Annotated in this window: 13 protein-coding genes; 8 read left to right on the forward strand and 5 right to left on the reverse strand. The window is 72.4% G+C overall.

Going from position 1 to position 12901, the window contains the following annotated elements; genetic code table 11:
* Nucleotides 1–54 precede the first annotated feature (54 nt).
* The 3 genes from ABZU91_RS11605 to ABZU91_RS11615 form a co-directional block, all read right to left on the reverse strand.
* A complete protein-coding gene (locus ABZU91_RS11605) occupies nucleotides 55–1245 on the reverse strand; it encodes a mechanosensitive ion channel domain-containing protein (protein ID WP_355237665.1) in 1191 nt (396 codons plus the stop codon).
* Nucleotides 1246–1328: 83 nt separating this feature from the next.
* Entirely contained in the window at nucleotides 1329–2150 is an 822-nt protein-coding gene (locus ABZU91_RS11610; RefSeq protein WP_355237669.1) for a DUF1206 domain-containing protein, read from the reverse strand.
* 58 nt (nucleotides 2151–2208) lie between these two features.
* On the reverse strand, nucleotides 2209–2574 hold the full coding sequence (locus tag ABZU91_RS11615) for a hypothetical protein (RefSeq protein WP_355237672.1): 366 nt from the start codon (nucleotides 2572–2574) through the stop codon (nucleotides 2209–2211).
* Nucleotides 2575–2649: 75 nt separating this feature from the next.
* Between ABZU91_RS11615 and ABZU91_RS11620 the strand changes: the two genes are divergently transcribed.
* Both ABZU91_RS11620 and ABZU91_RS11625 read left to right on the forward strand, forming a co-directional pair.
* The gene (locus ABZU91_RS11620) at nucleotides 2650–3876 is read left to right on the forward strand and encodes a cysteine desulfurase-like protein (protein WP_355237676.1); all 1227 of its coding nucleotides are present in this window, start codon (nucleotides 2650–2652) and stop codon (nucleotides 3874–3876) included.
* The gene (locus ABZU91_RS11625) at nucleotides 3873–4163 is read left to right on the forward strand and encodes a GNAT family N-acetyltransferase (protein WP_355237679.1); all 291 of its coding nucleotides are present in this window, start codon (nucleotides 3873–3875) and stop codon (nucleotides 4161–4163) included. Before ABZU91_RS11620 ends, ABZU91_RS11625 begins: the two co-directional genes overlap by 4 nt.
* Nucleotides 4164–4178: 15 nt before the next feature.
* Here the strand turns inward: ABZU91_RS11625 and ABZU91_RS11630 are convergent, their stop codons facing one another.
* Nucleotides 4179–5672 carry a glycoside hydrolase family 3 N-terminal domain-containing protein gene (locus ABZU91_RS11630; RefSeq protein WP_355237682.1) on the reverse strand — a complete coding sequence of 498 codons (1494 nt, stop codon included), beginning with the start codon at nucleotides 5670–5672 and terminating at the stop codon, nucleotides 4179–4181.
* A 211-nt stretch (nucleotides 5673–5883) separates the two neighbouring features.
* Between ABZU91_RS11630 and ABZU91_RS11635 the strand changes: the two genes are divergently transcribed.
* The 4 genes from ABZU91_RS11635 to ABZU91_RS11650 all read left to right on the forward strand — a co-directional run bounded on the left by ABZU91_RS11635 (nucleotide 5884) and on the right by ABZU91_RS11650 (nucleotide 9345).
* On the forward strand, nucleotides 5884–6009 hold the full coding sequence (locus tag ABZU91_RS11635; protein WP_355237685.1) for a hypothetical protein: 126 nt from the start codon (nucleotides 5884–5886) through the stop codon (nucleotides 6007–6009).
* An 88-nt stretch (nucleotides 6010–6097) separates the two neighbouring features.
* The gene (locus ABZU91_RS11640) at nucleotides 6098–7048 is read left to right on the forward strand and encodes a TIGR03557 family F420-dependent LLM class oxidoreductase (protein ID WP_355237688.1); all 951 of its coding nucleotides are present in this window, start codon (nucleotides 6098–6100) and stop codon (nucleotides 7046–7048) included.
* Between the two features lie 73 nt (nucleotides 7049–7121).
* The gene (locus ABZU91_RS11645; protein WP_355237690.1) at nucleotides 7122–8753 is read left to right on the forward strand and encodes a RecQ family ATP-dependent DNA helicase; all 1632 of its coding nucleotides are present in this window, start codon (nucleotides 7122–7124) and stop codon (nucleotides 8751–8753) included.
* A gap of 88 nt (nucleotides 8754–8841) precedes the next feature.
* Nucleotides 8842–9345 (forward strand): hypothetical protein, encoded by a 504-nt coding sequence (locus tag ABZU91_RS11650; protein WP_355237693.1) that lies wholly within the window; start codon nucleotides 8842–8844, stop codon nucleotides 9343–9345.
* On the opposite strand, the gene ABZU91_RS11655 is transcribed toward ABZU91_RS11650, so the two are convergent.
* Entirely contained in the window at nucleotides 9335–10924 is a 1590-nt protein-coding gene (locus tag ABZU91_RS11655) for an MFS transporter (RefSeq protein ID WP_355237696.1), read from the reverse strand. The genes ABZU91_RS11650 and ABZU91_RS11655 overlap by 11 nt on opposite strands.
* A gap of 79 nt (nucleotides 10925–11003) precedes the next feature.
* On the opposite strand from ABZU91_RS11655, the gene ABZU91_RS11660 reads away from it, so the two are divergent.
* Nucleotides 11004–11765, forward strand: coding sequence for a TetR/AcrR family transcriptional regulator (locus ABZU91_RS11660; RefSeq protein WP_355237699.1), 762 nt, complete (start codon nucleotides 11004–11006; stop codon nucleotides 11763–11765).
* A gap of 10 nt (nucleotides 11766–11775) precedes the next feature.
* Entirely contained in the window at nucleotides 11776–12804 is a 1029-nt protein-coding gene (locus ABZU91_RS11665) for a helix-turn-helix domain-containing protein (RefSeq protein ID WP_355237703.1), read from the forward strand.
* Nucleotides 12805–12901: the final 97 nt, after the last annotated feature.

Genomic DNA, 12901 nt, shown 5'->3' on the forward strand with positions numbered 1-12901 from the left:
GGTGGGGGTGGGGGTGGGGGTGGGGGTGGGGGGTGGGGGGTGGGTGGGGGGTGGTTAGGGGCGGGATTCTTCGGGGCCTACGAAGGCTTCGCTGCGGGCGTCGCCGTCGTCGCTGCCGCCGAAGACACGGGCGTCGTCCGGCGCCTCCGTGTCCGACAGGCGTCGGGTCTGGGGCCGCCTCGGCTGCACCCACTGCCAGGCCAGGTTGCTGTTGGCGTCGCCCAGTTCGGTGCGTACGCGGGGCATCGCGGTGGGCCGGTTGTCCCGGATCCAGGCCACCAGGTGCTCGCGGACGAGGCACCGCAGGTCCCAGAGGCTGCCCGCGTCTGCGGCGCTGACCAGCGCCCGCAGTTTCACCACCCCGCCGGTGGCATCGGTGACCTGCAGGACACAGACCCGGCCGTCCCACAGCTCGGTGCCCTCGACCAGCCGGCGCAGCTCCTCCCGCATGGTCTGCACCGGCACCGCCCAGTCGACGTCGAACTCGGCGGTGCCGAGCACGGCCGCCTCGGTCCGGGTCCAGTTCTGGAACGGCTTGCTGGTGAAGTACGAGGTGGGCAGGATCAGCCGCCGGTCGTCCCAGATCTGGACCACCACGTAGCTGAGGGTCAGCTCCTCGACCCGACCCCACTCCCCCTCGACGACCACCACGTCGTCCAGGCGGACCGCGTCGCTGAAGGCGAGTTGCAGGCCGGCGAAGACGTTGCCGAGCAGGCTCTGGGCGGCCAGCGCGGCCACCACGCCGACGACTCCGGCGGAGGTCAGCACGCCGGCGCCGATGCCCCGCACGCTCGGGAACGTCATCAGCATCACGCCGACGGTCAGGATGACGATCACCGCGATGGTCAGCCGACGCAGCATCACCACCTGGGTACGCACCCGCCGGGCGTGCCGGTTGTTGGGCACGTCGACCCGGAACCGGGCGAGCGCGGTGTCCTCGACGACGATCAGCAGCGCCGCCACCAGCCAGGCCGTGCTGGCGATGACGCAGAGCACCAGCAGGTGCAGCAGTAGCCGCCGCCAGCTCTGGCCGACGGCGTACCCGGTGGTGAAGCGGGCGGCGAACTGCACCGCGAGGACCGTGGCGGCGACCTGGAACGGGCGGTGGGCGTGGTCGGTCAACTCGGTCATCAACAGGGACCGGCGGCCGAACCGTCGGGTGAGCCGGTGGATGACCTCTACCAGGAAGAGGGCGACCGCCGCCGCGGCGAGCGCGGCGACGGTCGTTTCGAGATAGCTCTGCACGAGTGTGGCGCTTCCCTTCGGCCGAGACGCGGGTACTTCGGGCAAAAGCCCAAGAATGCCCGACGTTCTCGGTATCGACCAGCTCAGACCTTGCGGTACCGGGACTGGAGGAAGCAGTAGACGCCGAAGGCGGCGATGCCTAGGGCGACCAGGGTCAGCAGGATCGAGCCGTACGACTGCTCGCGCAGCGTGTGCAGGGCGGCGTCCAGACCGCGGGCCTTCTCCGGGTCGTACTTCACCGCGGCCACGATGACCAGCAGGCCGGCGATGGCGTACGCGACGCCCTTGGCGACGTAGCCGGCGACGCCGAGGCGGCGGGCCAGCGTGCGGGTCTTCGGGCTCATCTCGCCGGTCTTGAGGTGCTTCTCGAACGTCTTGCGGATGCCGTAGATGACCAGGCCGATGCCGATCGCCGCGACCACCAGGCCGGCCAGGCCGACCAGCCAGCGGCCACCGGTGGAGGTCATCAGCTTGCCGCTCAGCGCCTCCTGCTTGTCGGCGCTGTTCGACCCGGCGTCCTTGAACACCTTGAAGGCGGTCCAGGCGAAGTAGAGGTAGACGATGGTCCGGCCGGCCGAGGCCAGCCGCTCCATGACGCGCTCCTTGCCGCGCTCGGCACGGTGCCCGACCGCCGCTTCGAGGCCCTGCCAGATCGCCATGGCGAGCAGGCCGACCGCGACGGCGATGACGAGGAACTTACCGAGGGGCTGTGCGGAGAGGGTACGCAGCGCGCCGGACTGGTCGCCGTCGTCGGACGACGTGCCGAACGCGATCTGCAACGCCAACCAGGCGAAGAGGAGGTGGACGATGCCGTAGCCGATGAAGCCGGCCCGGGCGAGAAGTTCCAGCCACCGGCTGTCCGCCGTTCGGGAGGCGGTGGCTTCGGCGCTACGGGTGAGTGACATGGCGTCACAATCTCCGATTACGAAGATTCCCAAACGTCGGCCACCGCCGCCCGCCTGGTCAGTTGCCCGGGTTGCGGGAGACGCGGATCTTGACCTGCTGGTCGGTGACGCTGTCGACGGTGACCGCGAAGCCACCGGCCTCGGTGGCCTGCTGGCCGGTGGTGAGGGTGAGCTGCTCGCCGGCGACCTCGACGGTCACCTGGTCGCCCTCGGCGCCGACCAGCTTGGCCTCGACGCCCAGGATGGTGGCGCTCGCCTCGACACCCCGCTCGAAGGTGACCGTGCAGGCGTCCAGCCCGCAGTCGGTGGAGGCGCCCTGGGAGCTGCAACCGGCGAGCACGGCGAGGCCGAGCGCCACGGCGGCGACGAGGCCGGCGGCGCGACGGACGGGGGGCAGGGGGATGGTGGCGGGTCGGTTCGTCACCCCGCCAAGAGTACGAGACGTTTGCGACGCCGAGGCGGGGGCGAGCGCGGCGGGCACCCGGGCTAGGGTCCGGGCATGGCCTTCGACATCGCCCGTACCCGGGCCGCCTATCCCGCCCTGACCGAGGGCTTCGTCCACTTCGACGGGGCCGGGGGCACCCAGACCGCGGCCGGCGTGATCGACGCGGTCGCCGACGCCATGCGCGCGGCTGTCGGCAACCGCAGCGCCGCCTTCACGCCGGGCCGTCGCTCGCTGGAGATGGTCGCCGCGGCCCGTCAGGCGGTCGCCGACCTGCTCGGGGCCGAGCCGGACGGTGTGGTGCTCGGTCCGAGCGCGACCGCGTTGACGTACACCCTGGCCCGTACCCTCGGCGCGACCTGGCGGCCCGACGACGAGGTGGTGGTGTCCCGGCTCGACCACGACGCCAACGTGCGCCCGTGGGTGCAGGCCGCCGAGGCGGCGGGCGCGACGGTGCGCTGGGCCGAGTTCGACAGGCACACCGGCGACCTGCCCAGCGGCCAGTACGCCGATCTGGTCGGCGAGCGGACCCGGCTGGTCGCGGTGACCGCCGGCAGCAACGCCGTCGGCACCGTGCCGGACGTGCCGGCGATCGCCAAGATCGCGCACTCGGTCGGGGCGCTGGTCTGCGTCGACGGGGTGCACTCGGTGCCGCACGGGCCGACCGACCTGGCGTCCCTCGGCGCCGACGTGCTGGTCACCAGCGCCTACAAGTGGTCCGGGCCGCACCTGGCCGCGATGGTCGCCGACCCGTCCCGGTGGGAGGCGCTGCGCCCGGCGAAGCTGGTGCCGTCCTCCGACGCGGTGCCGGACCGTTTCGAGTACGGCACCCCGAGCTTCCCGCTGCTGGCCGGAGTGACCGCCGCGGTGGATCACCTCGCCGCTCTGGACCCGGATGCGACAGGTGATCGCCGGGCGCGACTGCGGGCCGGACTCGCCGCAGCGCAGGCGCACGAGGAGGCGCTGCTGGACCGGCTGCTCGCCGGTCTCGCCGAGCGTCCCGCCGTCACGGTCTACGGCTCACCGGCCCGGCGCTGCCCGACGGTCTCGTTCCGGGTCGCCGGGCTGACGCCGATTGCGACCCAGCAGGCGCTGGGTGACGCCGGCTTCTGTCTCTCGGCCGGCGACTACTACGCCTACGAGTACTTCCAGACGATGGGTCTGCGCGACAGCGGCGGGGCGGTGCGGGCCAGCATCTACCACTACAACACGGCAGACGAGGTGGACCGGTTGCTCGCCGAACTCGACGTGGTGGCCGCCGGAGCAGGGACAATGGCCCGGTGAGCACCCTCGTCGAGGACAATCCCGCCAAGAACCGCTTCGAGATCCTGGTCGACGACGCGTTCGCCGGCTTCACCGCGTACGTGCCGCGGGGGAAGGACGTGCTGGTCTTCACGCACACCCAGGTGGACCCGGGCTTCCAGGGCAAGGGCGTCGGGGGCGCGCTGATCCGCGCCACCCTCGACCAGGTGCGGGCCCGGGGCGGCCGGGTGGTGCCGCAGTGCCCGTTCGTGGCGGCCTTCATCGACAAGCACCCCGAGTACGCCGACCTGGTCGCCGAGCAGCCGTAACCCGGGCGGTCGGTGTCAGCGGGTCCGGCCGGTCAGCACCTCGGCGGCGGCCTGCCCGCTGGCCCGGGTGGCACCGTGGGTGGCCAGGTGCACCGCCCCGACGACCAACTCGGGCACGCCCATCTCGACCACGACCGCGTCCGGCCGGGTGACGAGCGCCCGCCGCACGGCCGCGCGCATCCAGTCGTGCCGGTGCAGGTCACGGACCACCAGCACCAGTGGGCGGTCCCCGGCGGCGGTGCCCGGGTCGGCGGGCACCTCGGGCTCGGCGTGACGGACGGTCGTCGTGCCGGGCAGCAGTCCGCCCAGCGGTTCCGCGAGGCCCCACGGGGTTTCCGCGCCGATGGCGATGTTGCGGGGCGGCTCGAACTCGACGACGTACGCGGCGCGGGTCAGCGGCAACGCGACAGGCGCGTCCGGTCCGGTGGTGACCCGTACGGCCCGGCGGGCGGCGACCAGCCCGACGTCGGTGGCCCGGTGGGTGCGGCTCGCGCGGGCGGCGCGGGCGGCAACCGTCCAGGCGGCGAGCTGGCCGACCCGCTTGGCGGCCTCGGCGAGGCGTTCCTCGGGCAGCTCGCCGGAGACGACGGCGGCCACGATGGCGTCGCGCAGTTCCCGGGCGGCCTCCTCGTCGGCCCGCTCGCCACCGACGCAGATCGCGTCGGCGCCGGCGGCGAGCGCTCGCACGGCAGCCCCGGCGAAGCCGTACCGGTCGGCGACCGCGCGCATCTCCACCGCGTCGGTCACCACCACGCCGGAGAAGCCCAACTCGTCCCGGAGCAGCCCGCCCAGGATGCGCTGACTCAGGGTGGCCGGCAGCTCCGCGTCGAGCGCGGGCACCAGCAGGTGACCGGTCATGACCGCCTGTGCGCCGGCCGCCACGGCGGCGCGGAAGGGAGCCAGCTCACAGGCGTCCAGGCGGGCCCGGTCGGCGGTGATGCGCGGCAGGTCGTGGTGGGAGTCGACGCGGGTGTCGCCGTGCCCGGGGAAGTGCTTGGCGCAGGCGGCCACGCCGGCGCCCTGCAGGCCACGGATCCAGGCGGCGGTGTGCCGCGCGACCAGGGCCGGGTCGGCCCCGAACGAGCGGACGCCGATCACCGGGTTGGCCGGGTTGGAGTTGACGTCGGCGTCCGGCGCGTAGTCGAGGGTCACGCCGGCCGCCGCCAGCTCGACGCCGAGGTCGAGGGCGACCGCCTCGGTCAGCTCCGGGTCGTCGACCGCCCCGAGGGCGAAGTTGCCCGGCCGGGAGCTGCCCCGGGCCGACTCGATCCGGGTGACGTCGCCGGCCTCCTCGTCGATCGCCACGATGACGTCCGGCCGCTCGGCGCGCAGCGTCGCGGTCAGCGCCGCCACCTGGGCGGTGTCCACGACGTTGCGGGCGAACAGCACCACCGAGCCGAGCCCCTCGCCGAGCCAGCGGCACACCCAGGGCGGCGGCGTGGTGCCGACGAACCCGGGTTGCAGGACGGCGGCGGCAAGCGTCGGAAGGTGCTCGGCGGGCGCGGTCACGCCGCCGCCTCGCAACGCTCGACGTCGATCGCCGGCGTGTTGACGCCGTCCCGCTGGTTGCGCTCGCTCATGCGGCCCCCGTACCCCATCTCTCGCGCGCCCTCGGCGCACCGCCATCGGCAGGCGGTGCTGCCATGGTCACACCGAGCGATTCAATAGTCAATAAACCTTACAGTTGCCCGGTGGCACCGTTCCCGGGGAGAGTGCGGGGATGGACACCGCCCTGCTGGCCGACGCCACGAGCCCGGCCGACATCCCCGGCGTACGCCTGCTCGGCCTGGTGGTGGGCGCCCTGCTGCTGCTCGCCGCGATCCGGGCCATGTTCGGCCGACGCTGACCGATCAGGCCCCGGCCGATCGGTGTGGCCGACCGCGACCGGGGTACGGCTTCCTCCATCAGCAGGTCCGCGCGCCGAAGGGGAAGCGATGAAGATCGGATACTTTCTGTCCAGTGAGGAGTACACGCCGGCCGAGTTGCTGGCGCAGGCCCGCGGCGCCGAGGCGGCCGGCTTCGAGGCCCTCTGGATCTCCGACCACTACCACCCGTGGGTCGACGCGCAGGGGCAGAGCCCCTTCGTCTGGTCGATGATCGGTGCGCTCAGCCAGGTCTGCTCCCTCCCGGTGACCACGGCGGTGACCTGCCCGACCGTGCGGATCCACCCGGCGGTGATCGCCCAGGCGGCGGCGACCAGCGCGGTGCTGCACGGCGGCCGGTTCGTGCTCGGCGTCGGCACCGGCGAGGCGCTCAACGAGCACATCTTCGGCGACGCCTGGCCGTCCGCCGACGTCCGCCTGGAGATGCTCGACGAGGCCGTCGAGGTCATGCGCGAGCTGTGGCGGGGTGACTTCGTCAACCACCACGGCAAGCACTACACCGTGGAGCACGCCCGGATCTACACGCTGCCCGAGACGCCGCCGTCGATCTACGTCTCCGGGTTCGGGCCCAAGGCCATCGACCTGGCGGCCCGCATCGGCGACGGCTACGTGAGCACCATGCCCGACGGCGAGATGGTCCGCCGCTTCCGGGAGAACGGCGGCGGCGACAAGCCGTGCCAGGGCGGCTTCAAGGCGGCGTACGCGGCCAGCGAGGACGAGGGCGCGCGGCTCGCGTACGAGCGCTGGCCCAACGCCGGGGTGCCGGGCGAGCTGTCCCAGGTGCTGCCCTCGCCGCGCCACTTCGAGCAGGCCTCCGAGCTGGTCACGCAGGACATGGTGCGGGAGGCGTTCGTCTGCGGCAACAGCGCCGACGCGCACCTCGACATGATCGACCAGTACGCCAAGGCCGGCTTCGACGAGGTGTACGTGGCCAACACCGGCCCGCACTTCCAGGGCCTCTTCGACCTCTACCAGCGCGAGGTCCTGCCCCGCCTGAAATGAACCGGAGCACGCCGGGCCCATGATCGTGCGAATGTGTTTCGGTGGTCATGGGCCCGGGTACCTCCGGCCCTCGATGAAACTGTCCACGCACTCGATGACGTTGCGCCGTGCAGCGAAGAGCCTCTTCGGCTGGAAAGCTCTGCGGCCCAACCAGCTCGCCGCCATGCGCGCGGTGATGAAGCGACACGACGCGCTGGTGGTCCTGCCCACCGGTGCCGGCAAGTCGGCGATCTACCAGATCCCGGCCAGCCTCATCCCCGGCCCGACCGTGGTGATCTCCCCGCTGCTGGCTCTCCAGCAGGACCAGATCGCGGCCCTCAACGAGCGCCAACGCCCGGAGCTGCGGGCCGTACGGATCAGCTCGAACGAGTCGGCAGCCCAGCAGGCCGAGGCGATCGCCGAGATCCAGGCCGGCCGGGCCGAGTTCCTCTTCATCACCCCGGAGCAGTTGAGCAACCCGGACCGGATGGCCGAGGTCGCCGCGTTGAAGCCGGCGCTGGTGGCGATCGACGAGGCGCACTGCATCTCCGCCTGGGGGCACGACTTCCGGCCCGACTACCTGGCGCTGGGCCACCTCATCGAGGGCATCGGTCGACCTCCGGTGGTCGCGCTGACCGCCACCGCCTCCCCGCCGGTCCGCGACGACATCATCGCCCGGTTGCGACTGCGCGACCCCGAGGTGGTGGTCTCCGGGCTGGACCGGCCCAACCTCTTCCTGGAGGTGGCGCACTGCCCCACCGAGGACTACCGGTGGCGGCGGCTGATCGCGCTGCTGCGCGACGAGGAACGACCGGGAATCATCTACGTGCCGACCCGGCGCTCGGCCGAGGAGTTGGCCGAGCGGTTGACCACTGCGGGATTCCCGGCGCAGTACTACCACGGTGGGATGCCGAACGGCGCGCGCAACGAACTGCACGAGGCGTTCCTCGCCGACGAGGTGCCCATCATGGTGGCCACCTCGGCGTTCGGGATGGGCATCGACAAGCCGAACATCGCGTGGGTGGTGCACACGGCGCTGCCCGACTCGCCGGACAGCTACTTCCAGGAGATCGGCCGGGCCGGACGGGACGGGCAACCGGCCCGGGTGCTGCTGCTCTGGCGGGCCGAGGACGTGGGCCTGCAACGGTTCTTCAGCGGTGGCCTGCCGGACGAGAACGAGCTGCGGGAGCTGGCCGCGCTGCTGCGCCGCAAGCCGGCCACGAAGACCGAGCTGCGGGAGGTCACCGGCCTGGGGCCGCGCAAGCTGGGCCAGTACCTGTCGCTGTTGGAGCAGGTGGGCGCCGCCGAACCCCGCGCCCGCCAGCGTATCGGCGCTTCCCGCTACTCCCCCGCACCGGTCGACGCGGCAGCGGCGGCCCTGGCGGAGGCGGAGCGCCAGCAGACGGTGACCCGTTCGCGTACCGACATGATGCGCGCCTTCGCCGAGACCACCGCCTGTCGGGGGCAGACCCTGCTGGCCTACTTCGGCGAGCAGATGACCGAGGTCTGCGCCCACTGCGACAACTGCCACCGGGGCACCAGCGTCGCCGACCAGGGCGCCGTCGGGCCGTTCCCGGTGCACAGCCAGGTGCGGCACGGCGAGTGGGGGCGGGGCCTCGTGCTCAGCTACGAGGACGACAAGATGACGGTCCTCTTCGACGAGGTCGGCTACAAGACGCTGTCGGTACGCGTGGTGTCCGAGCAGGGCCTGCTGACCCTGGACTAGCCTGACCCGGGCACCGGCACGGGGCCCGGTGGATCGACCAGACAGAGTATCGATTGACCACACAGAGCAGGGCGGAAGGGGCGTTGCCGTGATCGAGCAGCCGGCGTACACCGGTTTCGGTTTCTCCGACGGGGAGTGGGGGCTGCTGGTCGGCCTGCCGCAGTCGGTGCTGACCGCGGCGAGCGCCGCCGAGTCCGACGGCACCCGCCGGACCATGGCGGAGAACGCGGCCGGGTTGGAAACCATCGGCGCGGGCCGGGAGTCGGCCAGCCCGCTGGTCGCCGCCGTGGCCGGCGAGATCGTGACCCAGGTCGGCGACCCCGAGGCCGGCGAGGAGCTGCCGGTCATCGCGCCCGCCGACCCGCAGGCGTACATCGACGACGTGCTGGTGCGGGCCGGTGAGGCGTCCGCGTTGCTGGCTGCCCGCGTCGACGAGGGCGAGGCCGGGGCGTACAAGCACTGGCTCGTGAAGATCGCGGACCAGGTGGTCGGCGCGGCGTCCAGCGGCGGTCTGCTGGGCATCGGCGGCGAGTCGATCAGCGACTCGGAGCGGCGGTTCCGCGACCGGCTCGCCCACGTGCTCAACGACTGACGGAAGCGACGTCCGGCGACGGCGTGCCGGTCGGCTCGGCGGCGAGTGCCGCGGGGTCGGCCGGTCGGACGCCGCGCAGCGTCAGCAGCGCGGTCGCCGCGCCCAGGACCATCGCCACCATGGCGGCGACCGCGGCGAGGTGCAGCCCGTCGGTGAAGGCGAACCGGGCGGCGTGCAGTACGGCGTCGCCCACCTGTTCCGGCAGTCCCCGCGTCACGGCGAGCGCGCCGCCCAGCGTCTCGCCGGCCGCGTCGCGGGCATCGCTCGGCAACCCGGCCGGCAGTTCGTCGAGGACACCGCGGCGGTAGATCGCCGCGCCCACGCTGCCCAGGATGGCCATTCCCAGCGCGCCGCCCAGCTCGCTGCTGGACTCGGTCAACGCGGAGGCGACACCGGCCTGCTCCGGCGGCGCCGCGCCGAGCACCAGCTCGGTGACGAGCGACATCACCATCACGAGGCCGCCCGCGTACACGCTGGCGCCGAGCAGCAGCAGCCAGAGCGGCGTCTCGGGCGTGACGCGGGTCAGCACCGCGAAGCCGAGCACGGCGATCACGAAGCCCGCGGCGATCAGGTACGCCCGCTCGACGCGCTGGGCGAGCGCGGCGGCCGCCGGGGCGACGCCGCCCACCGCCAGCGACGGTACGAGGCTCCACAGTGCCGCCCGCAGCGGGCTCAGCCCGAGAACCAACTGCAGGTGTTGGGTGGTGAAGATGGCGAACCCGACGAGGGCGAACATCGCGAGCAGGTTGACCGCGAGCGACCCAGCGAAGCCGTGGCGGCGGAACAGCGCCAGGTCGATCATCGGGTACGCCCGGGTCCGCTGCCGGTGCAGGAAGAGCGCCCCGACGAGCAGCCCGGCGACGACGGCCAGCACCCGCGTCGCGCTGACGCCGTCGCGGGCCATCTCCTTGATGCCGTAGATCACCGGCAACAGGGTGCCGAGCGACAGCGCCGCGCTGACCAGGTCGAACCGCCCGCGCGCCGGATTGCGGAACTCGGGCACCAGGACCGGGGCGAGCAGGAGCAGCAGCAGCATCGCCGGGATGTTGATCAGGAAGATGGAGCCCCACCAGAAGTGCTCCAGCAGCACGCCACTGAGCACCGGGCCGATGGCGATGCCGCCGGTGAGCGTGGCGGTCCAGATGCCGATCGCGGTGCCCCGCTGCTTGGCGTCGTGGAACATGTTGCGCACCAGGGCGAGCGTGGACGGCATCAGGGTGGCCCCGCCGACGCCGAGGACGGCGCGCGCGGCGATCAGGGTCTCGGCGCTGTGGGCGTACGCGGCCAGCAGGGACGCCGCCCCGAACGCGGTCGCGCCCAGCAGCAGGAGCCGACGGCGACCGATCCGATCACCCAGGGCGCCCATGGTGATCAGCAGCCCGGCGAGCACAAAGCCGTAGATGTCGAAGATCCAGAGTTGCTGGGTGGCGCTGGGCCGCAGCTCCTCGCTGATGAACGGGACGGCGAAGTAGAGCACCGACACGTCCATCGACACCAGGAGCAGCGGCAGCATCAGCACCGCGAATCCGATCCATTCCCGCCGGCCCGCGCGGGGTGCCGGTGCGGTCGTCACTGTCATGGAGACTCCTTCTGCGTATGTCGTACGCTTTAATGCGTAGACCATACGCAGAACTAGGATGGCGGGGCAAGGAGGAAATGTGGCGAAGACGAAAGACGACAGCGGCCCGGCGCTTCCGCCGGCCATCGAGAGCGCCTGGGGGCTGCGGGAGCGGCCACCCAAGGGCCCCCGGCCGGGCCTCACCGTGCCCGCCATCGTCGACGCGGCCGTCCGGGTCGCCGACGCCGACGGCCTGGCGGCCGTGTCGATGAGCCGGGTGGCCAAGGAACTCGGCGCGGCCACCATGGCTCTCTACCGACACGTCGGCTCCAAGGACGACCTGCTGACGCTGATGGTGGACGCCGGCTACGGCCCCTCACCCGGCCCGGCGGCGCCGGAGGACGACTGGCGCGCCAACCTGACCCGCTGGGCCTGGGCCGAACACGATGTCCTGCGACAGCGCCCCTGGCTGCTACACGTACCGATCGCCGGGCCGCCGATCACACCCCAGCAACTCGGCTGGATGGAGGACGGGTTGGGCTGCCTCGATGGCACTCCCCTGCCCGAGAGCGAGAAGATGTCGATCCTCCTGCTGGTCACCGGGTACGTCCGCAACGAGGCGATGCTCGTCAACCAGCTCGCCGAGGGCAGCCGGGCCGCTGGCGTCGAGCCGGGCGAGCTGATGCCGGCGTACGGCGCGATGCTGGCGCGTCTGATCGACCCGGTCCGCTTCCCGGCGCTGACCCGGGTGCTCGGCGCCGGCGTCCTCGACCAGGACGACCCTCCGGACGACGAGTTCACGTTCGGTCTGGACCGGATCCTCGACGGCGTCGAGGCCCTGATCGCCCGCCGGACGGCGTGAGGGGGCGCGGATGCTAGCCAGGAACACCATCGACACCACCGTCCTGCCGCCCGCTGAGCGGTTCGGGATGTGGCTGGACCTGGTGGCGCGCACGTCCGTGCCGTTGCGGATGGAGTCCCCGTACGCCGACGACTTCGCCGCCCAGGCCGAGTTCATCGACCTCGGCGCGATCCAACTGGCCAGGTACCAGTACCCCTCACTCGATGCCACCCGCAAGCTGATCCGACAGTCGGACCCGGAGCTGTACATACTCGCCTTCACCACCAGCGGGGTCGGCACGTCCAGCCAGGACGGTCGGCGCAGCGACATCCTGGCCGGCGAGTTCACCTTCTACGACGCCTCGCGCCCGCACGACGTCTGCCACCACGCGAGCGAGCCGGGACGGACCCAGGCCACCTCGATCACGACGGTGATCCCGCACTCCGCGCTTCCGTTGCCGCCGAAGCGGATGGCCGCGCTCTACGGCGGCCGGATGTCCGGTAGCGAAGGGCTCGGGGCGCTGCTGGCGCAGTTCCTGATCCAGGTGACCGGGCACCCCGAGCAGTACCAGGCCGCCGATGCCAGCCGGCTCGGCGCGGTGGGGCTCGACCTGGCCACCACCCTGCTCGGCCGCAACCTGGTCGCCGAGGACGCCGTGCCGACCGAGGTCCGCCGCCGGGCGGTGGTCACCCAGGTGCAGGCGTACGTCCACCGCCACCTGGGCGACCCCACGCTCGGCCCGCAGATCGTCGCGGACGCCCACCACATCTCGCTGCGGACGCTGCACCGCCTGTTCGAGGCCGAGAACACCACGGTCGCGACGTACATCCGCGACCTTCGACTCGCCCGGTGCCGGCGGGACCTCACCGACCCGACACTGCGCACCCAGCCCGTGCAGGTCATCGCCGCACGGTGGGGGTTCGGCGACAAGGCCCACTTCAGTCGGGTGTTCAAGGCCGCGTACGGGGTGAGCCCGCAGGCGTTTCGCGACGGCGAGCCAGGTGCGGCGCAGGACGTCAACCGCTTGGCATCCGAAGTCAACTCCTCTTCGGCAGACTGACGGTCGACGCGGCAGAGGCGGCGCCCGCGCACCCGGGCCCGCATCGGTCGCGAACGGGGGCCGTGGCGAGGCGCCCGCCGCAGTACGCGGCGGGCGG

This window comes from Micromonospora sp. NPDC005174, from assembly GCF_040608495.1.
In the GTDB taxonomy this organism is placed as follows: Bacteria; Actinomycetota; Actinomycetes; order Mycobacteriales; family Micromonosporaceae; genus Micromonospora.